This is a genomic window from Candidatus Eremiobacteraceae bacterium, from assembly GCA_035710745.1.
In the GTDB taxonomy this organism is placed as follows: domain Bacteria; phylum Vulcanimicrobiota; class Vulcanimicrobiia; order Eremiobacterales; family Eremiobacteraceae; genus JANWLL01.
The window spans coordinates 110,659-135,612 of sequence record DASTCX010000016.1 but is presented as its reverse complement, the minus strand read 5'-3'; the positions used below and the strand labels follow the sequence as shown (position 1 = coordinate 135,612).

20 protein-coding genes are annotated in these 24,954 nt (G+C 63.9%); 6 read left to right on the top strand and 14 right to left on the bottom strand.

The window, feature by feature from the left end:
• Positions 1 to 87 precede the first annotated feature (87 nt).
• A complete protein-coding gene (locus VFO25_06335; protein HET9342512.1) occupies positions 88 to 3,387 on the bottom strand; it encodes a TonB-dependent receptor in 3,300 nt (1,099 codons plus the stop codon).
• 233 nt (positions 3,388 to 3,620) lie between these two features.
• Here VFO25_06335 and VFO25_06330 point away from each other — a divergent pair, with 233 nt between their 5' ends.
• From VFO25_06330 to VFO25_06320, 3 genes are all read left to right on the top strand, one after another.
• The gene (locus VFO25_06330; protein ID HET9342511.1) at positions 3,621 to 4,355 is read left to right on the top strand and encodes a hypothetical protein; all 735 of its coding nucleotides are present in this window, start codon (positions 3,621 to 3,623) and stop codon (positions 4,353 to 4,355) included.
• Positions 4,356 to 4,423: 68 nt separating this feature from the next.
• A complete protein-coding gene (locus VFO25_06325) occupies positions 4,424 to 5,011 on the top strand; it encodes a hypothetical protein (protein HET9342510.1) in 588 nt (195 codons plus the stop codon).
• Positions 5,008 to 5,193 (top strand): hypothetical protein, encoded by a 186-nt coding sequence (locus VFO25_06320; protein HET9342509.1) that lies wholly within the window; start codon positions 5,008 to 5,010, stop codon positions 5,191 to 5,193. Before VFO25_06325 ends, VFO25_06320 begins: the two co-directional genes overlap by 4 nt.
• Positions 5,194 to 5,292: 99 nt before the next feature.
• Here VFO25_06320 and VFO25_06315 read toward each other — a convergent pair whose 3' ends face one another.
• The 10 genes from VFO25_06315 to VFO25_06270 all read right to left on the bottom strand — a co-directional run bounded on the left by VFO25_06315 (position 5,293) and on the right by VFO25_06270 (position 19,346).
• Entirely contained in the window at positions 5,293 to 8,877 is a 3,585-nt protein-coding gene (locus VFO25_06315) for a carboxypeptidase regulatory-like domain-containing protein (GenBank protein ID HET9342508.1), read from the bottom strand.
• 305 nt (positions 8,878 to 9,182) lie between these two features.
• Positions 9,183 to 10,067, bottom strand: coding sequence for a succinate--CoA ligase subunit alpha (gene sucD, locus VFO25_06310; GenBank protein ID HET9342507.1), 885 nt, complete (start codon positions 10,065 to 10,067; stop codon positions 9,183 to 9,185).
• A gap of 10 nt (positions 10,068 to 10,077) precedes the next feature.
• The gene (gene sucC, locus VFO25_06305; protein ID HET9342506.1) at positions 10,078 to 11,241 is read right to left on the bottom strand and encodes an ADP-forming succinate--CoA ligase subunit beta; all 1,164 of its coding nucleotides are present in this window, start codon (positions 11,239 to 11,241) and stop codon (positions 10,078 to 10,080) included.
• A 57-nt stretch (positions 11,242 to 11,298) separates the two neighbouring features.
• On the bottom strand, positions 11,299 to 12,516 hold the full coding sequence (locus tag VFO25_06300; GenBank protein ID HET9342505.1) for an acyl-CoA dehydrogenase family protein: 1,218 nt from the start codon (positions 12,514 to 12,516) through the stop codon (positions 11,299 to 11,301).
• 15 nt (positions 12,517 to 12,531) lie between these two features.
• The gene (locus tag VFO25_06295; protein ID HET9342504.1) at positions 12,532 to 13,845 is read right to left on the bottom strand and encodes a hypothetical protein; all 1,314 of its coding nucleotides are present in this window, start codon (positions 13,843 to 13,845) and stop codon (positions 12,532 to 12,534) included.
• Positions 13,846 to 14,293: 448 nt separating this feature from the next.
• Positions 14,294 to 14,917, bottom strand: a complete 624-nt coding sequence (locus VFO25_06290; protein ID HET9342503.1) for a methyltransferase — start codon at positions 14,915 to 14,917, stop codon at positions 14,294 to 14,296.
• A 14-nt stretch (positions 14,918 to 14,931) separates the two neighbouring features.
• Positions 14,932 to 15,900, bottom strand: coding sequence for a GDP-mannose 4,6-dehydratase (locus VFO25_06285; protein HET9342502.1), 969 nt, complete (start codon positions 15,898 to 15,900; stop codon positions 14,932 to 14,934).
• Positions 15,900 to 17,915 carry a GDP-mannose 4,6-dehydratase gene (locus VFO25_06280; GenBank protein ID HET9342501.1) on the bottom strand — a complete coding sequence of 672 codons (2,016 nt, stop codon included), beginning with the start codon at positions 17,913 to 17,915 and terminating at the stop codon, positions 15,900 to 15,902. Before VFO25_06280 ends, VFO25_06285 begins: the two co-directional genes overlap by 1 nt.
• A 16-nt stretch (positions 17,916 to 17,931) precedes the next feature.
• Positions 17,932 to 18,819, bottom strand: a complete 888-nt coding sequence (locus VFO25_06275; protein ID HET9342500.1) for a DMT family transporter — start codon at positions 18,817 to 18,819, stop codon at positions 17,932 to 17,934.
• The gene (locus VFO25_06270; GenBank protein ID HET9342499.1) at positions 18,816 to 19,346 is read right to left on the bottom strand and encodes an acyl-CoA thioesterase; all 531 of its coding nucleotides are present in this window, start codon (positions 19,344 to 19,346) and stop codon (positions 18,816 to 18,818) included. Before VFO25_06270 ends, VFO25_06275 begins: the two co-directional genes overlap by 4 nt.
• A gap of 99 nt (positions 19,347 to 19,445) precedes the next feature.
• Here VFO25_06270 and VFO25_06265 point away from each other — a divergent pair, with 99 nt between their 5' ends.
• From VFO25_06265 to VFO25_06255, 3 genes are read left to right on the top strand one after another with little or no spacing between them, the layout of a single operon-like run.
• The gene (locus tag VFO25_06265) at positions 19,446 to 20,105 is read left to right on the top strand and encodes an RNA polymerase sigma factor (protein ID HET9342498.1); all 660 of its coding nucleotides are present in this window, start codon (positions 19,446 to 19,448) and stop codon (positions 20,103 to 20,105) included.
• A complete protein-coding gene (locus VFO25_06260) occupies positions 20,086 to 20,616 on the top strand; it encodes a zf-HC2 domain-containing protein (GenBank protein HET9342497.1) in 531 nt (176 codons plus the stop codon). The genes VFO25_06265 and VFO25_06260 overlap by 20 nt, the downstream gene beginning before the upstream one ends.
• Positions 20,613 to 21,593, top strand: coding sequence for a hypothetical protein (locus VFO25_06255; protein HET9342496.1), 981 nt, complete (start codon positions 20,613 to 20,615; stop codon positions 21,591 to 21,593). The genes VFO25_06260 and VFO25_06255 overlap by 4 nt, the downstream gene beginning before the upstream one ends.
• 178 nt (positions 21,594 to 21,771) lie before the next feature.
• On the opposite strand, the gene VFO25_06250 is transcribed toward VFO25_06255, so the two are convergent.
• Genes VFO25_06250 through VFO25_06240 form a run of 3 tightly spaced genes read right to left on the bottom strand, consistent with a single transcriptional unit; the run spans position 21,772 to position 24,765 of the window.
• Positions 21,772 to 22,506: a CoA-transferase gene (locus tag VFO25_06250; GenBank protein ID HET9342495.1), complete on the bottom strand. Its 735-nt coding sequence runs from the start codon at positions 22,504 to 22,506 to the stop codon at positions 21,772 to 21,774.
• Positions 22,507 to 22,534: 28 nt separating this feature from the next.
• Entirely contained in the window at positions 22,535 to 23,467 is a 933-nt protein-coding gene (locus VFO25_06245; protein HET9342494.1) for a CoA-transferase, read from the bottom strand.
• Complete coding sequence (locus tag VFO25_06240) at positions 23,464 to 24,765, bottom strand: acetyl ornithine aminotransferase family protein (GenBank protein ID HET9342493.1); 1,302 nt, start codon at positions 24,763 to 24,765, stop codon at positions 23,464 to 23,466. Before VFO25_06240 ends, VFO25_06245 begins: the two co-directional genes overlap by 4 nt.
• Positions 24,766 to 24,954: the final 189 nt, after the last annotated feature.

Here is a 24,954-nt window from a genome sequence, read left to right as displayed (position 1 = left end):
CGCTACGCTATCGAGGCCCTGCCTCAAAAACCGCCGGACCGGCCGAGCGCTCGACCGGTCCGACGTCGTCGTTATGTCACTCGACGCTTAGATCTTCGTCGAGATGCTGAACACGTACTCGCGTGCCGATGCGACGGCCGACGGCGAGTACGGGTAGTAGTTGTCGCCGAAGTACTGGGTGCGATCCGGGAACCCCGTGAGGCCGTTATAGCCGAGCGGGATCAGGTTGTAGAAGATGTTGTCGCCGTACGACAGCACGCCGTCGCCGGTCGGCAGCTCCCACGGATATCCATGGTTATGGATAGACGTGAAGAGGTTCGTCACGAGGAAGCTCACCTTCGAGTTGGTCCCGAGGTCGTGCGAGACGCTCAGGTTCATCGCCAGCCACGACGGGCCTTTGAGCGAACCGGGAGCGTCGAAGGTGTGCGTGTATGGATTCGGTCCGGCTCCACCATCGTAGACCTGACCCACTCCGACCGGAACGCACGAGGATGGGTTCACCGCGAGATTCGGGTTGCAGTGCGGATCCGGGAAGAGCGCGGGGTCGCCGTACGGATTACCGGATTGGTAATTGAACGTCGGCGTGATGTCGAAGCCGTGCGTCCGCTCGTCGAGCGTCAGCGTGAACACGAACGGCACCGTGTACGACGGCGAAGTCGCAAGCGGCGACTGTGTATACGACGGGTAGTAGTACCCGTTCGGATCGAGCAGCGCGTACTTCGTGCCGTAGTCCGCGTTGTAGGCCTTGATGTTGTTGTTCATGAGGTCGATGAACGACACGCCGGCGGCCGACTTCGTGAATCGGATCTTCGACTGCGTGTACGTCGCAGAGAACGTCGCCGAGAGCCCGTTCTCGGTAAGCCGGTTCTTGCGCGCCAGGAACTCGACGCCGCTGATGTGCGCGACGCCGAAGTTGTACCCGGTCACGAAGCTCGGCTGTTGCGGGTTGACGGGCAGGTTGAGGATCTGACCGCGCGTGTCGCGGTAGAACGGCGTGATCTTCGCGGACAGCCCGTTCGAGAAATCGTGTTCGAACGAGAGGTCGTAGTTCGTACTGTCCTCAGGCTGCACGTTGTGCACCGCGAGGAAGCCGAGTCCGTCGTAGTAGCGGTTGAGGATCGAGATCGTATCGCCGGAACCCCAGAACGGCGCCGCGCGGTACTCTTCGAACGCCGAGTTCGGCGGCTGGACGTAGCGTCCGACCGAGAACCGGAGCACGTCGTTCGACGACAGCGTGTACGTCGCGCCGAAGCGCGGGCTGAACTCGTTGAACGTCAGGTCGCCCGAGACGTCCTGCCAGTTCGCCGCGCCGGGAAGGTCTTGCGGCAGTCCTCCGGTGCCTGCGGCCACGTAGCCTGTCAGGTAGCCGTTGCACGGTTCGCCGGCTCCGTAATGGTAGCCGTGGAGGCACATGCCCCATTGGTTCTGCGCCTGTTCCGCAAGGCCGTTCGGACCCGTGATCTGCAGCGGCATGAGCGCGAACTTGAATTGGTCGTAGCGCGCGCCGATGTCGAGCGACCACTTATCGCTCGGCTTCCACGTGTCGGCGACGACCGCGTCCGATGTGATCGGCGTCGTCGACGACCAGTAGCCGTACGGACCGCGGATGATCGCGACGTTGGTGTTCGCGCCGCCGCACGCGCCGAGCGATGAGAAGACGGCGAGATCGCCGCAGACGACGCCACCACCGGGTTCGCCGGCCGTACGCTGCTGATGGAAGTAGTTGCCGTAGTTGTAGCGCAGCGTCAGGTCTTTGGTGTAGTCAGCATCGAAGCTGATCGAGTTCGTCGAGCTCAGCTGATTCTGGTAGTTCAGCGTGATGCCGGTCGCGTTATCGTGGAGCTGGTAGAACGTGCCGCCCACGATCGCTTCCGTCGGCTGGTTGAGCGTCCAGAACGAGTAGAGCTGATAGCCGTAGAGGCGCACGTACGACGTCGAGCTCAGCGAGCGCGTGAAGCCGAGCTTCTCGATGCTGTACTGCGTGATCTGGTTGTCGGTGAATCCGGCAGGAATCCCACCCTGAGATCCGTTTGCCGTCGGCCACGTAAGCGTTTCCGACGGACCGGTATCCGGCTGGTTCACGGCTCCGCGATAGATCGAGCCGGTCGGCCAGAGGATCTGGTTGTTCGGACCTAGCGCGCACGCGCTCTCTTCGCAGTACAACGCCGGATCGACGCCCGGACCCGAGTACTGGTCATAGCTCGGCGTGAAGGTGCTGCCTGTGACATAAAGCGCCTGGAGGTCGTCCTGCAGGCCGTTGTGGCCGAACAGCCAGTGCAGATTCGCGACCGTGTCGCGCTGCGCGCCGTAGATGTTCGAACCGTACGTGCCTTGCGAGATGCCCGCAAGCAGGTTGTTCGCGCGGCCGCAATTGAGCCAGTTCGCCTGTTGTGCGCCGTCACCGGCCTGCAACTGCGCGAAATCGGCGCAACCGGGATCGTTCGCCGGGACCGAGAGCGTCAGGTTGTTGTTATCCTGCCGGTTGTTGAAATCGTAGCCGGCATTCGTGGCGAGCGTCGAAACGTAGTAGCTGAAGCCGCCGTTCGGCGTCGCGCCGAAGACGTCGGTCTGCAGCGTATGATTGAACGTCGGTGATCCGGCCACGACGGTGAAGTCCGCGCCGCCGGGATAACGGCCGCGCTGCATCACCTGATTGATGTAGCCGGACATCGCGCGGCCTGCGTCCGCCGGTTCGCCGCCGGTGTAGACCTCGAGGCTCGCGAGACCGTTCGTGAGGAACGACGTGCTGTTGTAGAAGTCGAAGCCGCGGTTGAGCGGCACGCCGTCGAGCTCGAAGCCGATCTGGTCGTATGCGCCGCCGCGCAGACTCAGCGTGCCTTGGCCGAAGTAGCCGCCGCCCGATCCGACCGTGCGGACGACGCCCGGCAGCGAGCCGACGACGCCGTTCTGGCTGTAGAGCGTCTCAGCGCCGCCCGAGCTTCCTTGATACGAGTTGATCGCTTGCGAGTTGACCGCGTAGAGATCGCCGGTGACGGTCTTATTGACGACCGACGTCGGCGCGGTGGCGGTCACATGACCGAGCAGTTTGGCCGAGCTGCGCAACGACAAGTCGCCGCGCGTCGCTTGGTCGGCCTGAACGGTGAGGCCGTTCAGGGTCGACGCATCGTAGCCGTCCTTCGATGCCGTGACGGCATACGTGTCGGGCGAGAGATTGAGCAGGGCGAAAAAGCCCTTGCTGTCCGTTACGCTATGAGCGGACTGCGACGGCGATATCGCCGTCACGGCCGCCCCGGCGATCGGATGGCCATCCGAGTCCGTCACGATGCCCTGGATGCTTCCGGTCGTGCCAGCCAGTGCCCAAGTTCCCTGGAAGGCGACGACGAGAAGTGCCAAAAGCGCGAGACGGAGTAGCCCCTTGATCGACATGGGTTTCCTCCATTGTGGTGCTATGAATCGCGCGGGATTCCGAGACGCACCGCGCGCGAGATGAGCGCCGCCGTCTTGCCGGACGACGCTTCGGGACAGTCTTTCACTTGAACGATTAAGAGACCCTCCCTCATATGCTGCCAGCGGCGTGCAACGCCAGCCGAGGGGGTGGTGGATAAGTCGCGAAAAATTGGGTCTTTCACTGCCTCGCCTTGTCGGAGACGGCCTTAATCATGTTCGCATTCATGCTCGCTGCGTTTCTCGCCGACTCATCGCCACCCGCGCCGACCGCTTCACCGAGCGCGGGCCCCTTGCGTGAGATCGTGTACAAATATTCGCTCAACTCGACTGGCACTACGACGGCGCAAAGCTACGACCAGGGCACGGACACGTCGACGTCGGTCGGCGGATATAACGGCTCGATGACTATCGATATCTTGCAAGTCGACCCCTCTAATGGTTATCTCAAAGCACACGTCAAGGATTCGACCAACGCGCTGAACTACCGCGCACCGACCGAAGCTGACATAATCATCCATCCTGACGGCGAGCTTATCGTCACGGCGGGAAAAGTCGACGAAGATATGGCGACGATCGTGCCCTATCTCGGCACGAAATACTTCGGCGACAACACGCTCCAACAGGGCAACCAATGGGCGTCGTATTCGACATCCGACGGGATCGACTACAAGACGACGACGACGGTTTCAAGCGTGAGCGGCGACGTCGCGACGATATCGCTGGAGACGAAGGCCGAAAAAGGCGTGATCAACGGCGCATTCGAGATCGAAGGCAAGATCGGATACGAGGCTGCCAAACTCGTGCCAGTCAGCCTCGACGTCATCATGACGCGCTCTGGTTCGGACGTTTCGAGCGGCGGCGGATCCGGGTTCGCCGACGAAGGGACGCACTTGGTGCACTATCACTTCGATCGCGTTTCGGACACCCTCGAAAAGCCGGCGGGCTAATAGCGCGAGGGGCGAATCTACCAGCGGCGAATATACCGCCCTCTTGCAACGCCCGCTCGGGAGGGCACATGATGTTCGCTGCTTTTCTCGTCGCCGGACTATTGCTCGACAGTTCGGCGACTTCGTCTTCAAGCCAAGCGCAAGCGTCGGTGCCGCTGCGCGAGATCGTCTACAACTTCTCGGACGACGAGTCGACGGAATACACGACCGATCAATCACCTCAAGATCAGAACGGCTTTGGCGGTGGCGTTGTCCAATCGACCTCCACTGGTCTGGCCGCGCCGCCCGAATCATCAAGGCGGACCTCAGGTTTCCGCGGTACGATGACGGTCGACGTTCTCGAGGTCGATTCCACCGGCTTTCTCAAAGCTGAGGTCAAAGAAAATACCGACGCCGAGAACGGCGCCAAGCCGTTCGATGCGACGTTCATCGTGCGGCCGGACGGCGAACTCGTGAAGCTATCGGGTTCCGATGATGCCGACATGACGAGCCTCATGCGCTACTTCGGCACGAGCTACTTCGCGGATCGATCGCTGGTCGAGGGGCAGCAGTGGTCGACCGACATGACGTACGGCAAGACGGAGTTCCAGACCGACACGACCGTCACGGCGACGAGCGGCGATAACGTCTCGATCAATCCACATCGAAAGCGGTGAAGGGCATCGGCAACGGCTCGCTGACGATCGAGACCAGCTTAGTCTACAACGCGCCCAAGCTCGTCCCCGTCAAGCTCGACGTGGTCCAGATACGTTCGGGTTCAGGCGACACCGCCTCGGCCGAGCAAGTATCGCGCTATCACTTCGAGCGCGTGTCCGACTCGCTCGACAAATCAGGCTAGCCGCGGCGGTCGACCGTAAAAGTCGACGGCTCCATAAATAGCCAGCGGCCGCCGGCTCGGATTGAGCCGGCGGCCGCTGGCGTTGTTGCGAATCCTAGATCAGAGCTTGATCTGGACGTTGAGGTACGCGTTGAACGGTTGTACCGTCGGGTTTTGCTGGTACGGGAACTGCAACTGGAACTGCGGCGACGAGCCAGGGTTGAAGATGCCGCCCGCACTTTGCGATGCGAATGCGCCATACTTCAGCGGTGCGCTGTAGCCCGGCAGCGTGTAGCCGCAGACCTTGTTGCTAGCGCCTTGCGTCCAAGGCTCAGACGTTCCGCCCGAGCACTGGTTGACGATGTTCGCCAGGTTGAGCGACATCGTCACGCGCTGCGAGACTTCGTACGAGATCTGCGCGTGCAACAGGATCTGGTTCGGGCCCCGGAACGCGCCCAAGTTGTCGAACTTGTGCGTGTACGGGTTCGGAACCGCAATTGTTCCGCCGCACGTAAGGGCATCGTACGGAGTGCCGCTGCCGCCGTAGGGATACCGCGGATCACCGGCGACCGACCCACCGAGTGCTGAACCGCAGCCCGACGGATCGACTCCGTAAGCGTTCAAGGGCGAGCCGTAATAACCGCCGCCGAAGAACTGCAGCTGCGGCGTGATCGCCCACTTGTCGTGCTTGAAGTTGAGGATCAACGCAGCTGCGGTCGGGGTCTCGTACGAGCCCGACGCCGTCTCGATAAGGCCCGGAATCGTGCTGAAGGGCACGTAGTTCCCGGTCAGATCGAAGAGCGGCTGCGCCGGTGCGTTGAAGTACGGGTTCGCGATTCCGCTGCCTTCGGTGGCGATAGCGTTCGCGCCGCCGAACGTGCCGCAAAGCGAGTTCGGGTTATTCGACGGTAACGCTCCCGCGCACGCGCTCGTGAACGAGTTGTACTGCTGGATCGCGACGTTGACGGTGCTGAGCACGCTGCCGCCGTTTGCGAGCGTGCTGTAGTGGATGAAGCTGTGCGTGTATGTGAACGAGAACAGACCCGAAAGCCCGTTCTGGTTGAAGTCGCCCTTGCTCAGCTCGAACTCGACACCGTCCGACGTCTGATTACCGGCGTTGAGGCCTGAGACGAAGCCGGTCTTCTGATCCAAGAAGAAGTTCTGGATCTGACCGTGGGTTTGGCGCAGGAACGGCGTCAGCTTGAAGCTCACGTCGCTGCCCGCGAACCGATGCTCCCACGAAGCGTCGTAGTTGTTCGCTGTCGGAGGCGTGATGTGGTGCGTCGTCGTCGTGAAACCGATCGGCCAGAAGTTGGTCGCGTCGTAGGACGCGAGGTCCTGTTGGAGCAGGTTGTACTGCTCGTAGGCCGTGTTCGGCGGCTGGTTGTAGCGGCCGTAGTTGAACCGGATGACGTTGTCCGGATTGACCGTGTACGTCCCGCCGACACGAGGCTCGAGATCCGTGAAGGTCTCGGTGTCGTTCGGAAGGTTCGTCATCGTCGCCCGAATCGTGCCGGCCGGGCAGGCGCCGAGGCCGTTATTGAACGGCACTTGACCGCCGCCGGGATTCACGCAGTGCGACGCGTTCCACGCATTGAACCAGAAGTCGCGAGCCGGACCGCCGGTATCGGACAACTGGTAGAAGTAGCGTGTATACCGCGCACCGATGTTGAACAGCAACTGCTGCGACGGCTTCCATTGATCTTGCAACGACACCCAGCCGAAGTTCGGCTTGGCGAAGTTGCCGCCGCCTCGTCGGCCGTTCTCAGCGACGAACCACTCGCACGGACCCGTGCCGCATGTCGCCGGCAACGTGAGGTTCGCAGCTCCGGTGCCCGCTGCGTTGAGTCCGATCGTTCCCTCGAGACCGGAGTAGCAGCTCTGCGGGTTGCCGGACCCGTCGTAGCAGATGCCCGATGTCGGCGCCTTTGAGTTCACGAGGTACGCGAACGGCCGATCGGGTCCACCGAAGTAGTTACCGAGGTCGTTGAGCATCGTCGTGTCGTTGGCGCGGTAGTCCTGAGCCCAGAAATCGGACACTTCGAGGTTGATGAGGTTCTTGTCGTTGATCTGGTTGGCGTACTGGCCGCTCACGCCGCTCGTATACGTGTCGACGTAATAGTTGAGCGGACAGTAGCCGAAGTAGTTGGTCCAACCTGTGTTCGGACACGTCTGCGGCCACACCGACCAGTTCTGGAAGCCGTAGACGCGGATGTACTGATCCGTACCGATGTTGTGCTGGTACTGCAGCTTGATGATCGAGTTGGGGTTCGCAGTACCGTCGCGCTGGTCGGTCGGGATCGGAGCGAACGCCCCGAACGGGCCGCCGCTAAACGGCTTTTGGCTCGCCGGGTTGTACGCGAAGAACACCGGGTTGACCATCGCCTGGAGCTGGGCCGCAGTCATGCTCGTAGGCAGTGCTTGGCCTACCTTACCAAGGTATTGCCAGCCGATGCCCGGACCGCTCAGATACCCGAACGATCCACCGCCGTTTAAGCTGGTGAATAACGGGTTGCCCGGGACCGTCCAGTCGCTCGCCGAGCTGTAATATGTGTTGTGCAGGTACGTGTTGTCGTAGAGCAACTGGATGTCGTCTTTACCCGAATCGTTGTGATGCGGGATGCCGAAGTGAAGGTTCATGATCGACTCATGATCCCACCCCTGCGCGACGTTGAAGCTGTCCACGGGCGGGCCAAGTGCATACCCGCCGGGGCCAATGCCTGTCGCATAGCAGTTCGCGAGATTCGGATTGCCACCGCCCGATTGCGGCGTGCCAGGTAACACTGGGCAGGGCAATTGCGCGAACGCTGCGCCGAACTTCTGCTGGATGCCGGCGCCGTTGTTGTTGTCGAACCAGCGGAAGTTCTGCGAGCTGTTGCCGAACGCCACGTAGTACGAGAAGTTACGGTTCGGCGTCGCACCGCCGGCTTCGAACTGCATGCTGTTGTACATCGTCGGCGAGCCGATCCCGAGGTTCAGGTTCGCGAACCCAGGATACGTGCCGCTCTTGATGACCTGGTTGATGTAGCCGGCAAGACCCTGCGACTCGGAGTTCGCAGGCGCGCCGCCCGTGTAGATCTGCAGCTCTTGCTGGCCGAGCGTCGAGGCCGAGGTCGTCGGATAGTTGTCGTACGACCGCAACACCGGCACGCCGTCGAATTCGTACCCGACTTGGTCGAAGTCGCCGCCGCGGATGTGGATCGTCTGGAACCAGCCGCTCTGACCCGGCGGTACCACGACGCCGGGCTGCGACGCGATCGCGCCGTACGCCTGGCCGAGGCTGCCGCCGCCGCCGAGGGTCGCCGACTTCGCCGACGTCGTCGAATTGATCGAGTAGACGTCAGCCGTCGTGCCGGCCTTCACGAGTGCGGCTTGCGCCGTGCTCGTCACGTGGCCGAGGACCTTGACGGTCGGGTGAAGCGTGATGCGAGCGACCGCCGTCGAGTCCGCGAGGACCGTGACGCCGGGTTGGCTCGTCGGGTCATAGCCGTCTTTGCTGGCCGTGACCGTATACGTATCCGGGGTGAGCGAGACGAACGAGAAGTGTCCGCTCGCGTCAGTGGTCGCTGTGGCCGACTCAGAAGGTGATGCTGCCGTGACCTTGGCATCCGCGAGCGCTGTGCCGTCCGGTTGGACGACGTAGCCCGTGAGGCCGCCGGTTGTGCCTGCCAGTGCCCATGTTCCCTGGAAAAGCACGACTAGCATCGCCAAGAGAGCGATCCTTAGGAACCCAAATTTTGGCATTCCAAACCTCTCCTTGAAGCGAATGGCGACGATTTTCTCCGCGGCTCGTGTGCCGTCCGGAGACAACCGTAGAAAATGCAGCATCCGCCCGGATGCGCATTTCCAGGCTGGCATTTTCATGGCAATCTCACATTTGTCCTCTCGGACGGAACGGCGGTTGGACGTTCTGCCGTGCCTTTGTATGGCTTGATCCGAGGCCTAGAAATGACGCATTGATGCCATCGCGCCGGACGGTGCCGGCGCGATAGGGCTAATGCGGTCTTCGGTCAGGCTTTGGCTGGCTGTTTCAAGACCCGGGCGACGAGTCCGGGGATATCGGCCGGACTGTCGGCGACGGGCGCGCCGATCTTCTGGAACGCGGCGACTTTCGATTCCGGCGTGCCCATGCTGCCCGTGATGATCGCGCCCGCATGGCCCATCCGCTTCCCTTTTGGAGCCGAACGGCCGCCTATGAACGTCACGAGCGGTTTTGTGAACTTTTTGTCCGCGACGAGCTGCGCGGCGTCTTCTTCATCGGTACCGCCGATCTCACCGACGAGGACCACCGCTTCGGTCTTGCCGTCTTGTTCGAATGCCTCCAGGCAATCGACGAAGACCGTGCCGATGATCGGATCGCCGCCGATTCCGACGCACGTGCTTTGGCCGATTCCCGACCGCGTCAGCTGATCGACGATCTCGTACGTCAGGGTGCCGCTGCGCGAGATCAAACCGACGTTTCCGTCGCTGAACACGTGTCCGGGCATGATGCCGGCGAGCGCGACTCCCGGCGTGACGACGCCCGGGCAGTTCGCACCGATGACGCGCGTCGTCGACGGAACGGACGCCATCACTTTGAGCATGTCGTGGACGGGGATGCCTTCGGTGATGCAGATGACGAGTTCGACGCCGGCGTCGGCGGCTTCGAGGATCGCATCTGCGGCGAACGGCGGAGGCACGAAGATGACGCTGACGTTCGCGCCGGTCTTCGCGCGCGCTTCGCGGACCCCGTCGAACACCGCGAATCCTTCGACCGTCTGGCCGCCCTTGCCCGGCGTGACGCCGCCGACGAGTTTCGTGCCGTACGCGCGCATGCGGTTGGCGTGATAGAGGCCTTCTCGTCCGGTGATGCCTTGGACGATGACTTCCGATCGTTCGTTGAGGAAGATGGACAAGATTTTGCTCCTATGCTCGTGCGAGGGCGACCGCGTGCTTCGCCCCTTCGTTCATGGTCTCGACCGCTTCGATGTTGTTTTGGCGGAGCACCTCACGGCCTTCTTTTTCGTTCGTGCCCGTCAATCGTATGACGAGCTTGCGGCGATCCCAGCCGCCGCCTGCCAACGCCTCGACGAGTCCTTTCGCGACTTCGTCGCCGCGCGTGATGCCGCCGAATATATTGATGAAGAGCGAGCGGACTTTCGGGTTCGACGTGACGATGTTGACCGCTTCGCGCATGACGTCTGCCTTAGCGCCCCCGCCGATATCGAGGAAGTTCGCAGGCTGACCGCCGGCGGCTTTGACGGCGTCGAGCGTGCCCATGACGAGGCCGGCGCCGTTGCCGATGATGCCGACGTCGCCGTCGAGCTGGACGTAGTTGTTCTCACCAAGGCCGGCCGCGATCGCGCGCTCCTTGAGCGGATCGCGTTCGCCCTCGGGCTTCCATGCGGCGAGCTCCTTGTGGCGGAACATCGCATTGTCGTCGAGGTCGACTTTCGAATCCGACGCGACGAGCTTGCCGTCTTTGGTCACGGCGAGCGGATTGATCTCGACGAGCAATGCCCCGACGTCGAAGAAGAGCGCGTAGAGCTTGCCGACGATCGACGCGAACTCGTTGCTCACTTCTTTGGGCAGGTCCGCTTCGCGGGCGAGCCGGCGGCCGATGAACGGCCAATAGCCGACGGACGGATCGACGCGATACTTCGCGATCGCCTCGGGATGCTTCTCAGCGACCTCTTCGACGTCCATGCCGCCCATCGCAGACGCCATGATGATAGGGCGCTTCGATGCGCGATCGACGGTTATCGAGAGGTACAACTCCTTGGCGATGTCCATGCGCTGCTCGATCCAGACGCGCTTGACGATCTCGCCGACCGGGTCTTGGGCGTTCGCGATTCGCATGCCGAGGATCGCCTTCGTGGGCTCGACGACGTCGCGCTCGTCGCTGCAGAACTTGATGCCGCCGGCTTTGCCGCGGCCGCCGATGAGCACTTGCGCTTTGACGGCGGACGGCGCCGGGTTCGCGTGCATGATCGCAACCGCTTCCTCGACCGTTGACGCGACCTTGCCCTTGGGCACCGGGATGCCCGCTCGGGCGAACAATTCTTTGCCTTGATACTCGAGCAGTCTCATTTACACTCCCGATTATTTTGTAGCGGTCGAGCTTTAGCTCGACCGCCGTGGTCTGGCCTAGTGTTTTGTGGCGGGCTCCTTCGCCGCGCCGTCGGTGAGCCGGGGCGCCGGCCGGTCTTTCGCGGTGCGCTCGTCGAGCCGGCCGATGAGCTCGCGAGCGATGACGATACGCTGCACCTCCGACGTGCCCTCGTAGATCTCGGTGATCTTCGAGTCGCGATAGTAGCGCTCGGCGGGGAACTCGGTCGTGTATCCGTATCCGCCGAGGATCTGGATGCACTCGGCGGCGTGCTTGCGCGCAGCCGTCGACGCGAAGAGTTTGGCCTTCGACGACGCGTCGATCGATGTGACGCCGCGGTCCTTCAGCCACGCCGCGCGATAGAGCAGCAGCCGCGCGGCGTCCAAGTCGACGGCCATGTCTGCGACCTTGAACGCGATGCCCTGGAACGCGCCTATCGGGCGGCCGAACTGGAAGCGGTCCTTCGCGTACGCACGCGAGGTATCGAGGCAGGCGGCGAGGATGCCGACCGCTTGCGCCGCGATTCCGAGCCGGCCGTTGCCCAGCGTGGCGAGCGCGATCTTGTAGCCGCCGTTCTCTTCGCCAAGCAGCGCGTCCGCCGGGACTTCGCCGTGCTCGAAGACGAGATCGGTCGTGTCGGACGAGTGGATCCCGAGCTTGTCCGTGACGCGCCCGAGCGATAGGCCGGGCGTATCGCGGTCGACGAGAAATGCTGAGATGCCTTTCGGTCCGGGTCCGCCGGTGCGCGCGAACACGATGAAGACCCTGGCGTGACCGCCGTTCGTGACCCACTGCTTCGTGCCGTCGAGGACGTAGCAGTCGCCGTGGCGCGCGGCGCGCGTGCGCAGCGATGCCGCATCGCTTCCGGAATCCGCTTCCGTGAGGGCGAAGCCGCCAAGCCATTCCCCGGTGCACATGCGCGGGAGGTAGTGCTTCTTCTGCGCTTCGGAGCCGAAGAGCTCGACGATGCGCGAGGTTAGGCCCGTGTGGACCGAGACGGTGACGCCGACACCTGCGTCCGCGCGGCTGAGCTCTTCGATCGCGAGAACGGCGCTGATCGAGTCGAGCGCGGCCCCGCCGTAGCGCTCGGACACGGTCATGCCCATGATACCGATCTCGCCGAGCTTGCGGAAGACGTCAGCCGGGAAGGTGTGTTCGCGGTCCCAGTCGTTCGCGTGCGGTGCTACTTCGCGCGCTGCGAACACGGCTACCATGTCACGGACGGCGCGCTGTTCTTCGCCGAGTTCGAAATCCATCGCCCGTCCTTAGTCTCAACCGACCTCGACGAGCAGGGCATCTCCCTGACCGCCGCCGCTGCAGATGGCCGCGACGCCGAGTCCGCCGCCGCGCTTGCGCAGGGCATGGATGAGATGGACGACGATTCTCGCGCCGCTCGCGCCGAGCGGGTGCCCGATCGCGATCGCGCCGCCATCGACGTTGACCCGTTCTTGATCGAGGCCGAGCCGGTCGATCGACGAGAGCGCGACGGCGGCGAACGCCTCGTTGATCTCCCAGAGCGCGATGTCTTCGACACGCAGCCTGTGTTCATCGAGGAGCTTGGCCGCGGCCATCGCGGGCGTCACAGGAAGGTAGGGCGGATCCCAGGCGGCGGTCGCGTGGCCGAGCACTTTGGCGAGCGGCGTAAGACCGTTCTGCCGCGCGAAGTCGGACGACACGAGAACGAGGGCAGCTGCGCCGTCATTGACTCCCGGAGCATTGCCTGCCGTGATCGACCCGCCAGGATTGAGCGGCTTCAGCTTCGCGAGCGCGTCGAGGCTGGTGTCCTTTCGCGGCGCCTCGTCGCGATCGACGAGCGCGAACGGCGCGCTTGGGTCCGCGAGATACGGCGAGAACTTCTCAGGCTTGGCGACGAACTCGTCGGGTGTTTCATCGATGCGCATCGCGCCGACGCCGACGAGCTCGCGCGACGCGGGGATCTTGTCGATGATGAGGCGTCCGCGCGCCTTCGACGCCACCTTGAGCGGGATCATCTCGTCGGCGAGGCGTCCATTTTCGAACGCATCGACCGCGTGATGGTGGCTGCGCAGAGCGAATTCATCCTGTCGCTCGCGACCGAGTCCGAGGTGGCTTGCGACCCGATCGCTCTCTTGCGCCATCGTCTGGTGGAGGAACGCATCCCAAAGGCCATCGTTCATCATGGAATCGATGAGCTTCGCGTCGCCCATGCGATATCCGAAGCGCGCTTCCGGAACGAGATAGGGCGCGCGCGACATGCTTTCCATACCCGACGCGACGATCGAGCGATGTGCGCCCGCTTGGATCAACCGATGCGCCGACGCGATGGCGAGCGTTCCCGACGCGCATACTTTGTTCACCGTCTCAGATGTGACCGTCTTCGGCAGGCCGGCGATGAAGGTCACCTGACGGTGCGGCGCTTGCCCGGCGCCGGCTTGGATGACTTGGCCGACGATCGAGTGGTCGATCTGCGAAGGGTCGATGCCGCAGCGCGCGACGGCGACCCGGATCGCTTCGCCGCCGAGGGACGTCGCCGCGAGCGATGAGAGCGAGCCGCCGAGCTTGCCGACCGGCGTGCGGACGGCGGCGACGACAACGGTGTCGGGCACGGATGAAAGGCTCCTGTTGTGGACCGGTGTGATAACGCGATGTTTCGACCTTCGCACGTTACGGCACTTCGCCGGACGCGCCTTTGGTGGGAACAAAAAAAGCGGCCGCTGTTGGCAGCGGCCGTGGTTGCATTTCCCCGCCGGCGTTCTCGAAAATCGCCACACTTTTTGCCTTGCTTGGGCCGATATTCAGGCGGCGGCGCTCGCCTGATCTCCGCAGAATCGGCCCGAAGCGTACCGGCGGGATGGGTGCATTCCAAGGGTAGCATCGCGGTCCTTCCGCCAGCAAGCCAACGGGCGTTCGCAATGGCTGATGAGATGGTCCCACGATTCGGAATTCTTGCGCTGGCCTCCCAATGTCCCGGGGAGCGGTCGACCTTTACGGTCGACCGCCGCGATTTCGCCTTAGAGCTCGCGCCGGCTCGGGAGCTCTTTCGCTGGAGCCGTCCTAGAAGTAGATCCCCCAATCAGCCCACTGGCCGAGCTTGAGGTAAACGATCGTCAGCATCAGGATGAAAAAGATGAGCGTGATGATCTCCGCTCTCATGATCACGTTGGGCTTCCATGTGCCCGAACGGTCAGCCGGTGCGAGCGAGCTGCCGGTGGGTACGATGCGGGGCACCGTCTCGACATAGCGGCGATACGCGTCGCCGAAGTGGCCGGCGAGGTATGCTTCTTCGAGCGGGATGATGATCGCGTACACGCCGACGACGAGTGCGACGACGACGACGAACGTCATCGACGCTTCGGCGATCGAGATGCCGCCCGCGAACGCATACCAGAACCCGAGCGCGATGATCGCGTTCGCCACGTAAAGCGGATTTCGGGTCAGGGCGTACGGCCCGGCCGTCACGAGCGCGGGCGCAGTGACGATGTCGGCCCGCGTCGTCTCGCCCGAATAGCCGACAGCCCAGATACGCAGCACTTCGCCGAGCACGGCGACGGCGATGCCGATCTGCGCGCTCAGCATCGACGGTCTTCCGAAAATGAGCAAGACGAGCGCGACCGGCACGAGGAGCGCCCCGCGGTTCTTGAAGACGATCGTCCGCCAGCCGCCCGATCTGACCTGCATGCGACGGGAATTGACTAACGAGCGTTCGTGCCCTTTGCCGCATACCATGAGTAGACATCGCGCAACGTCTGCTCGAGCGGGATCTGCCGCGTCCAGCCGGTCATTTCGCACAGGCGGCTGTTGTCGCCGACGAGCTCGGGCGTGTCCGACGGGCGCAGGCGCTGCGGGTCGATCTCTATCGTGACATTGATACCGGCGATGCTCACCAACCGGTCGACGATGGAGCGCATCGAGACCGATGACCCGCTGCAGACGTTGTAAGCGACGCCGGACTCGCCGCGTTCCGCGAGGAGGCGATACGCGCGCACGACATCGCGCACGTCCGACAAGTCGCGACGCGCATCGAGATTGCCGACGCGGAGAACGGGAGGAGCGGACCCTATGGCGATGTCCGCGATCTGCTTCGCGAACGCCGGGACCGCGAACGCGGGGCGTTGACCCGGACCCGTGTGGTTGAACGAGCGCGTCGCGATGACTCTGAGCCGCGCGGAGCGGGCGTACTGCATCGCGATCGATTCTGCCGCCGTTTTGCTCGCGGCGTACGGATTCGTCGGCCGCAGCTCCGCCGTTTCGCGTAGCGGCAGTTCTTCAGGCTTGACGGGTCCGTAGGCGTCCGCCGAGCCGACGCACACGACCGTCGCGTCGGGAGTCACCGTCGCGATCGATTCGAGCAGCATCGCGGTGCCGACGACGTTCGTCTCGTACGTCGCGACGGGGTCGGCGATCGACTCGCTCACCGACGCCTGCGCGGCGAGATGGAAGACCGTGTCGGGTCGTGCGCCGGCCAGAGCTCTCTCAACGGATTCGCGGTCGGTCAGTTCGAACCCAAACCAGCCGAGTGCACCGGCCTCCGTCTGCGACAGAATACTATAGGAAGGAAGAGCGACGCGCGAGCCTCCTGCGACGTCGGCTCCGGCCGCTATGAGTTCGCGCGCCAGCCACTGGCCGGCGAAGCCGTCGAGGCCGGTGACGAACGCCTTCATCAGGCTCGATGCTGCTGCTTGAGGCGCGCTAGGTCGGCGTCGACCATGATGGCGACGAGCTGTTCGAAGGACACCTCGGGCTGCCACCCGAGCTTCGTGCGCGCTTTCGTGGCGTCGCCGATCAGCATGTCCACTTCGGCAGGGCGGATGAATTTCGGATCGATGACGACGTGTTTCTTCCAGTCTAGCCCGACATGCGAGAACGCCGTCTCGACGAGCTGCTGCACGCTGTGCGTGCGCCCCGTCGAGATGACGTAGTCGTCCGCATCGGGCTGCTGCAGCATCATCCACATCGCACGTACGTAGTCGGGCGCGTAACCCCAATCGCGTTGCGCGTCGAGGTTACCCATACGTAGTTCTTTAGCGAGCCCGAGCTTGATGCGAGCAACCCCATCGGTTACCTTGCGCGTGACGAACTCCAGACCGCGACGCGGCGAGTTATGTATGACGCACTCGCCGACGCCGGCGTGGAATTTGCCCGACTCGGTCGTGAGATCGTAGAGCCAACCGTCGTAGTTGGGTATCGACACAACTCGCTTGACTTCCGCAAGATCCCTCCGGAGGTGCGCTCCCTGATTCGAGATTACCGGCGTCCGCAAGTTCATGGAGTAGAACGGTCCTGGACGCTCGCGTGGTCCGACATCGACGTTGAGCACCGGCTGCTGATCGAGAGCGACTCGAGCGAGCCACCAAAGGCCCATCGCAAGCGTCGGCGAGTTCGTCTTGAAGTTCTTGAATTGGTAACGGGGGCTGCCGGCTTTGAGCCCGTCCGTCGCGTTGTACCCCTCGAGAAACGCGACCATCGTCTGCTCATCGGCGTTGAGGACGATGCGCGGTATCCGCTTGTATCCGTCGTCGGTGTAGCACTCGTCGCGCAACCACTGGACGAACGTCGACGCTCCGTTTAGCGCAAGCGCACCCACGACGGCGCCTGCCCTGAAGCCCGACACTCCCCGTGCCTCGGAAGACCATCCGCAGGTCACTCGCTGCCACGCTTCTGCAAAGCGGCGCCGTAGGGACAAGTCATTGTTGACGAATTTGGCCCTAGCGTTACCCCTTTGAAGATAGGCGCTTCCGTCGCCGACGAAAGCCCCTAGGAGCCAAGCAAGTTCGCTGCTCACTGTCGTAACGCCGGGCGCCGGCGGCAACGAAGCTCGCAGCATTCTATCACCTTGACGAACGTCGCGATTGGCTCGTTCTTCATCGTCCAGAAAAACGACGTGATCGCCGGTGGTCGTCACGCTCCCGCATCGTGCCTCGATCCGGCGAACGTCCTTGTTGCGCTTAAGCGGCGCATGATGATAAGCCGTTCCACCCAGAACTCGAACGAAGCTGTCGCCATCCCACACCTCTAGCCCGCTTGTATCAAAGCGCTGATAGGCCGGTCCCTTTGGCAGCACCGACACCACTTCGCTGATCGGTAGGATGTCTACGAGACCGCGCTCGCGGATGATAACCGGGCTGTTGCTCGATAAGCTTTCGTGGTTAAAAAGTATTCCTGAGCACGCGAACAATCCGTACGACTCGCGATAGTTCACCGTGATCCAATGGCCGTACACTTTTGCGACGCCGTACGGACTGCGAGGATAGAACGGCGTCTTCTCCGTCTGCGGCGTCTCGACGACCTTGCCGAACATCTCGCTGCTCGATGCCTGATAGAAGCGCGCATCGGGTTTGACCGCGCGCATCGCTTCCAGCATGCGCGTCACGCCGACGGCCGTGAATTCCGCGGTGAGAACGGCCTGCGACCACGACGTCGGAACGAAGCTCTGCGCGGCGAGATTGTAGATCTCGTCTGGCTGCGATTCCCGCACGGCGGCGACGAGCGAATGCTCGTCGAGCAGATCGCCCGACAGCAGCGTGATGCGATCGATGATATGCTCGATGCGGTCGAACGAGTTCGTGCTCGAGCGCCGCGTGATGCCGAAGACGTCGTAGCCCTTTTCGAGCAAGAGCTCGGCGAGATACGATCCGTCTTGACCGGTGATGCCGGTTATGAGCGCGCGTTTTTGCAATGACTTCCCCCCGCGTTCACATGCCCGCGGCGAGCGGTTGCCGTTCGTTCGCGTACGCCACGATGCCTATCCCCGCGAGCGCTATCAGGCCGCCGGCCGCGGTCGTCCATGGGATCGACTGATGCAAGATGGCATAAGCGAAAAACGCTGCGAGCAGCGGCTGCGCGAGAAACGAGACCGCGACGACCGGCGCGGGCATGTGCCCGAGCGAGAACGAGACGAGCGTGTGCCCGATGACGGTCGCCGACAGCGCGACGCCGAGCGCCATCATCATGTCGTGGCCGCTCATCGATGCCGGCACGCGCAACGCGGCCAATGCGATCCAGCAGCACGCCGCGCATGTCGTGTAGACGACGAGCGCGTAGCGAGGCGCGTCGACGTGACGGCGGACGCGACGTCCGATCAATAAATAGGCGGTCTCCGCGAACGCTGCGCTCACCGCGAGCAGGTCGCCGACGAGCGCATGACCTGCGAGCCGGAGGTCGACTGCTCCGACGACCACCATGCCCACGATCCCGAGCGAGATACCCACGATCGTCGCGCGCGATGGGCGCTCGCCGAGTGCCGTCGTGGAGAACGCGGCGACGAAGATCGGCTGCGTGCTCACGAAGAGCGCAGCGCTCGCGATCGACGTATAACGAAGACTGATCGCCCACAACACGAGATCGATGCAAAAGCACGTCCCCGAGACGATGCTCCAGATGAGATCGTTCGATGCGATACGATAGCGGCGATGCATCGCCGATGTGACTGCCGTGACCGGCAGGAGCACGGCGGCGCCGATGAGCATGCGCCACGCGACCATCGCGATAGGCGGCGCGGATGCGGCGCGGTAGAAGACGCCGGCGAGCGACAAGCCTGCTATTCCAACGAACAGCAGGCCGTAGCGCGCGCCCGCCGTCATCGAGCCGTCCGCTGAGCCTCGAGCAGTGCGCGCTGCTGCGCGCGGTTTTCTTGACGCTGTCTGTAGCGCAGCTCGGCTTGCCGGTAGCGCAACTTCTCAGATTCGGTCTGCGGGATGACCGGGGCGACGGTCACCGGCTTGCAATTCTCGTCGAGCGCCACGAAGATGAGATACGCGCTCGCGACGTGCTTGACGACGCCGGTCGTCATGTTCTCGGCCTCGATGTGGACACCGACCTCCATCGAGGTCCGATGAACGTAGTTCACCGCCGATTTGAGCGTCACGAGATCGCCGACGTGGACGGCGTTCAAGAAGTCGAGGCGATCGATGCTCGCCGTCACACAGATGCGGCCGGCATGGCGGATCGCTGCCGCTCCGGCCGCTTGATCTGCGAGCTTCATGATCGTGCCGCCATGGATGTTGCCCATCGCGTTCGTTTGTGATGGCTCGACGAGCGTCGCGAGGACGGTCGCCGACTGCGAAGTAGGCTTTCCGGCCAGCTCGTCCGTGCTTTGCTTGTGGTGCATGGGCCGGGTTTTCGACCAAAGGACGCGGAATCCGTGTCGTGGGACGGCCGATTCCCAGCCGACGGGCGGCGCAACTTTTCTTCAGAATTTAGGTATATCGTGCAGACGGGAGGTCCTCAGATCGGCGCGCAGGTGGCGGACGAAGCCCTCGTCGGGCTCGTCCTCAAGGGAGACGCAAACGCCTTTGCGCCGCTCGTCGAGCGGCACAAGCGGGGGATAGTCAACTTCATCTTCGCGAGCGTCCGGTCCGCCGAAGACGCGAACGACCTGGCACAGGAAACCTTCATGCGAGCATACGCGCACCTACGGACCTTCAACCCGAACATCGCGAAGTTCTCGACCTGGCTCTATCAGATCGCCCGCAACGTGGCTCGGACGCACTTGGGCAAAGAGAGCCGCCGCCCGAAGACCGAGGATCTCTTCGAAGACGAGACGCTCGACCAGCGCCTGCCGGATACGCGCCGCGAGGCGGCACCCGAGGCGATGGCTCTTGCGGCGGACGACGAGCGCAGCGTCCGCGACGCGCTGTTGCGCGTGCCGGAGAAGATGCGAGCCGCGCTCGCGCTGCGTTACTTCAAACATATGGAATATCAGGAGATAGCCGACACGATGCAGGTCTCGCTCGGCAACGTCAAGACGCTCATCCACAGGGGCAAAGCAGCGCTCGCGCGCGCGCTCGAGGCCGAGGGCTCGGCCGATCACACCGCGCACGCGACGCTCGAAGCGGAGGTCACCAGCCGTGAACTGCTCTGCATGTAAGGCAAGGATAGGAGCGCTCCGCGACGGCGAACTGCCGGCGCGCGACGCCCGCCTCGTCGAGTCGCACCTCTCGAGCTGCGCTTCGTGCCGCGCATTCGCCAGCCGGTTGGACGCCGTCGAAGCGTCACTCGTCCGCCTGACGCGCATCGAGCCGCGGCAGGACTTCACGATCGCCGTCATGGCGGGCATCGCCGCGATGCCGGTGCCGGAACGTCAACCGACGCGCCTCTGGTGGCTCGTCATCGCCGACGTCGCGCTCTGGATCGCGATCGGCGCGCTCACCGCATTCGGCGCGATCCGCTGGAAGGCCATCGCAGCTGGGGCGGCCGCGTTCGGCGCGAAGCTCGGCGTCGCCGCGACGACGCTCTACGGCGTCGCCATCGACTTCCACGCGGTCCCGATCGTCGCGCTCGGTGTCGCCATCGAAATCGCTTTCCTCGCGGTCATGGTCGTCGCCGGCCGCAAATATCTGTCGCGGGTCCGCGCGACGCTCTCTGGAGTTCTCTCATGAAACGTACGTCTCGCTTCTTCGTGATGCTCGCGCCCGCTGCGCTCGCACTGCTTGTGGCGGCGACGAGCCCGGCCGATGCGAAGCAAGGCAAGGACCTCGTGTCGTTCGGCAACGACGTCGTCGTCCGCGAAGGTCAAGAGGTGACGGGCGATCTCGTCGTCTTCGGCGGCAACGCCAAGGTGTACGGGCACGTCGACGGAGACGCAGCCGTCATGGGTGGCGATCTCACCATCTATCCTTCCGGCGAAGTCGACGGCAGCACCGTCGCGTTCGGCGGTTCCGTCGACAATCAATCGGCCAACGCGAATACCGGCAGCGGACGTCATCACCCGGGCGCGTACGCGGTACCCCCGGTGCCGGTCCCGCCTGTTCCGCCGGTGCCCGACAACACCGACAACATCAACAACGACAACGGACCACCGACGGCGTGGTACACGCTCCTCGCGGTCCTCGGGATCTTGAGCCTGCTCGCATTCGCGATCGCGCCTGGCACCGTCCGCATGCTGCGCGACGAGCTCGTGCGCCGTCCGGTCCTCGGCACGGTCGTCGGGTTCAGCTGGCCGTTCATCCTCGTCGTCGTCATGATCGCGCTGACGATCACCGTCATCGGCATCGTGCTCATGCCCGCCGTCGTCGTCGCGGTCGTCGTCGCGTATCTCGTCGGCCGCGCCACCGTCGCGCAGCTCCTCGGACGCCGGCTCTTCGACGTCGCGAACGCGGTCGAACCCTCGCCGCTTGCGACCGCAGCGGTCGGCCTCGTGATCATCACCGCCGTCGAAGCGCTGCTGCCGCTGTGGATGGGCATCGTGCTCGAAGCGTGCGTCAGCTGCGTCGCGCTCGGCGCGGCGATGCTGCCGCTCCTCCATCCGCGTCAAGTGGCATCGTTCTCTCCGGCGGGTTACGCCCCGCCGCCGACGCCGGTCTTCACGCCTCCGTCGCCGCCGCCGCCTTCGGGTCCGCCCGCGGTCCCGCAGTAACTCACAGCCGCGATCACGCGAGAGAAAAATGGAGCGGTCGACCTTTACGGTCGACCGCCGCGGCTATGTACGCGCAGAACGTGTAGCGGTCGAGCTTTAGCTCGACCGGCGCGATTTTCGAATTGCGAGGTCATCTGCGGTCGACGATGAAGGTCGACCGCTCCAAAGATCGTCCGCCTTAGATGTAGAGATGCGTGGGGTCGAGGACTTCGCGCAGGAGACGCAATTCGTCGGCGGTCGGCGGCGGATATTTCTCGAGGTCGGCACGGACGCGCAACGGCCAGCCGACCTTTGCCTTGACCTCGTCGATCTTCGCGTTCGGATAGATGCCGACGAGCTCGAGCTCGCCGTCATCGGTCGACGGCTCGAGAACGCCGACGTCGGTGACGATGCGCTGCGGGCCGCCGCCTGGAAGTCCGAGCTGTTTGCGCGTTCCGTACTTCCCGGCGTGGCCGGGCGACGTCACGAAGTCGACGGCCGCTGGGAACGAACGCGCGGATAGCGGAGCGACGACGATGACGCGCTCCGCGTGGATCGCGATCTCGCACGCCCCGCCGCTGCCCGGCAACCGCACTTTCGGCTTAGCGTACGGCCCGATGACCGTCGAATTGATGTTGCCGTACCGGTCGACTTGCGCGCCGCCCAAGAATCCGACCTGGATGCGGCCGCCCTGCAAGTAGAATTGGAAGATGTCGGCCATCGACGCGACGCCGAGCGAATCGGTGACGAGCGCCGGGTCGCCGATCGAGACGGGCAGTCTGTCCGGTACCGCGCCGATCGCACCGGACTCGTAGATGAGCACGAGATCGGGCGCATGCGTCGCGCGCGCGAGATTGCACGCGAGATTCGGCAGCCCTATGCCGACGAACACGACGTCGCCGTCGTGGAGCTCCTTGCTTGCTCGCACAGCCATGAGTTCGGAGTTCGTGTACTCGGGCGCTTCAGAAGCCGTAGTTGACTCCTTCGCAGAAGCGCGGCTTCGCCTCGAGCCGCTCGCGCAACCCAGGCATCTTGTCCATGTAGGCGGCGCGATCTGCGGCCCCATGGACGAACTCGTCAAGCCAGGAACCGAGCCGCGCTTCGTCGCGCGACACTTCATCCCAGGCGACGTAGAAATCGTTGTCGCGATCGTAGTAGCCCTGCGCGTACGACGGGTGCGCGCCCCACGGTTCGCAGACGACCGCGTCGACGATGAAGCCCGGGATGAGCGTCCTGTTCGGATCGGCACGTACGACCGACGGCTCGACGATCTCTTCGACGACCATGATGACGCGTTTCGCGGCGAACGCTGCTTCCTTTTGCACGCCGTACAGCCCCCAGATCTGCGCGTTGCCGTCGGCGTCGGCCCGTTGGGCATGGATGATCGTCACGTCGGGATTGAGCGCGGGCACCGTCGCGAGTTCGACATCGGTGTACGGGCACCGTACGGTCCTGATGAGCGGATTGGCGGCGGGCAGATCGCTGCCGCGGTAATCGGACAGCGGCCAGAACGGCAACTTCGCAGCGCCGGCGCTGAAGCGCGCGACCATGCCGAAGTGCGAGTACTCCTCGATCTCGAGCGGCACCGGCACGCCCTTTTCGATCGCGCGACGCAAGGCGTGCAGCGAGCCGACGCCCGGATTTCCCGCCCACGAGAAGACGAGTTTGCGCGCGCAGCCGGCGGCGATGAGCTGGTCGTAGACGAGGTCGGGCGTCAGGCGGCAGAGCGTCAGGTCTTTGCGGCGCTGACGGATGATCTCGTGCGCCGCCGCGAAGCAGATGAGGTGCGTGAAGCCCTCGATGACGACGACGTCGCCGTCGCACACGAGGCGCGCGACGGCGTCCTTCATCGTGACGACCTTCGAGGTGGCGACCTTCGAGCCGGCGGACTTCAAGCGGGCACTCGGAGCTCCGCGAGGACCTCGTCGAGGATGCGCAACGCGATCGCCGCATCTTCTTCGTCGACGACGAGCGGCGGCGCGATGCGGATCGTGCTCTGACCGCAGCCGAGGAGCAGCAGCCCTTTGCGGAACGCCGCGAGCTCGATCTGCGGCACGATGCCGTGCAGGTGTTCTTTCGTCGCGCGGTCGGAGACGAACTCGACGCCGATCATGAGCCCGACGCCGCGGACATCGCCGATGATGTCATGCTTGCGGGCGAGCCCGCGCAGCCCGTCGAGCAAGACCGCACCGACGCGCGCGGCGTTCTGCATGAGTCCGTTCTCGACGAGGTCGAGCGTCGCGAGCGCCGCGGCGCACGCCACGGGATTGCCCCCGAACGTGCTGCCGTGGCTGCCGTGCCCCCACGACATGACCGATTCTTTGGCGATGATCGCGCCGATCGGCAAGCCCGACCCGAGCCCCTTCGCGAGCAAATAGACGTCCGGGAGAACGCCGAGCGTTTGCGCGGCGAACATGTTGCCCGTACGGCCGACGCCGGATTGCACTTCATCGTAGACGAGCACGGCGCCGTGTTCGTCGCAGAAGTCGCGCCAATATTGCAAGAAGGCGCGCGGCGGGACGACGTATCCGCCTTCGCCGAGTATCGGCTCGACGATGACGGCTGCGATCTCGTCCTCGCCGACGCGCTCGCGGAACAAGTTCTTCGCCGGCGTGACGTAGTCGACGTCGCGATACGGATTGCCGTACGGCAGATGATAGACGCCGGGGAGCAGCGGACCGAAGTGGCGGCGGTACTTCACCTTGCTCGAGCCGAGCGAGATCGCGCCCATGCTTCGCCCGTGGAAAGCCCCTTCGAACGCGATGATATTCTGCCGCTTCGTGTGGCTGCGCGCGAGCTTGATCGCGCCCTCGACCGCTTCGGTGCCGGAGTTCGTCAAGAAGACGCGCTTCGGCTCGGGGCCGGGCGCCAGCTTCGACAGCCGCTCGCACAGCTGCGCGAACACGGGATAGTAGAAGTCCGTCGCGCACATGTGCGAGAACTTGTCGAGCTGCGCTTTCGCAGCGGCGACGACTGACGGATGCGCGTAGCCCGTCGACGACACGGCGATGCCTGCCATGCAGTCGAGGTACCGATTGCCGTCGACATCTTCGACCATCGCGCCCTCGCCGCGAGCGGCGACCAGCGGATACTCTTTGATGTACGACGTCGACGCGTAGCGCGTGTCTTGTTCGATGATCGTGCGCGCCTTCGGTCCGGGCGGCGTGACGACGATGTGCGGATAGTTCTTCATGTTCTCATGCGGCGACGCGCTGTGGCGGCGCTTTCTTCCAAGCGAGTGGGCAAAAAGGTCGTCTTGTCTGTTTCCGGCTGCGTTTGCGGCTACCCTTTGGCACGCTCCGAACGAAGCGTGCGCGCGCCTATCGGCGCGCGCGTCGCGTTGACGGTTTTTTCGGCGATTTTCCGGTCGAGATGAATCTCG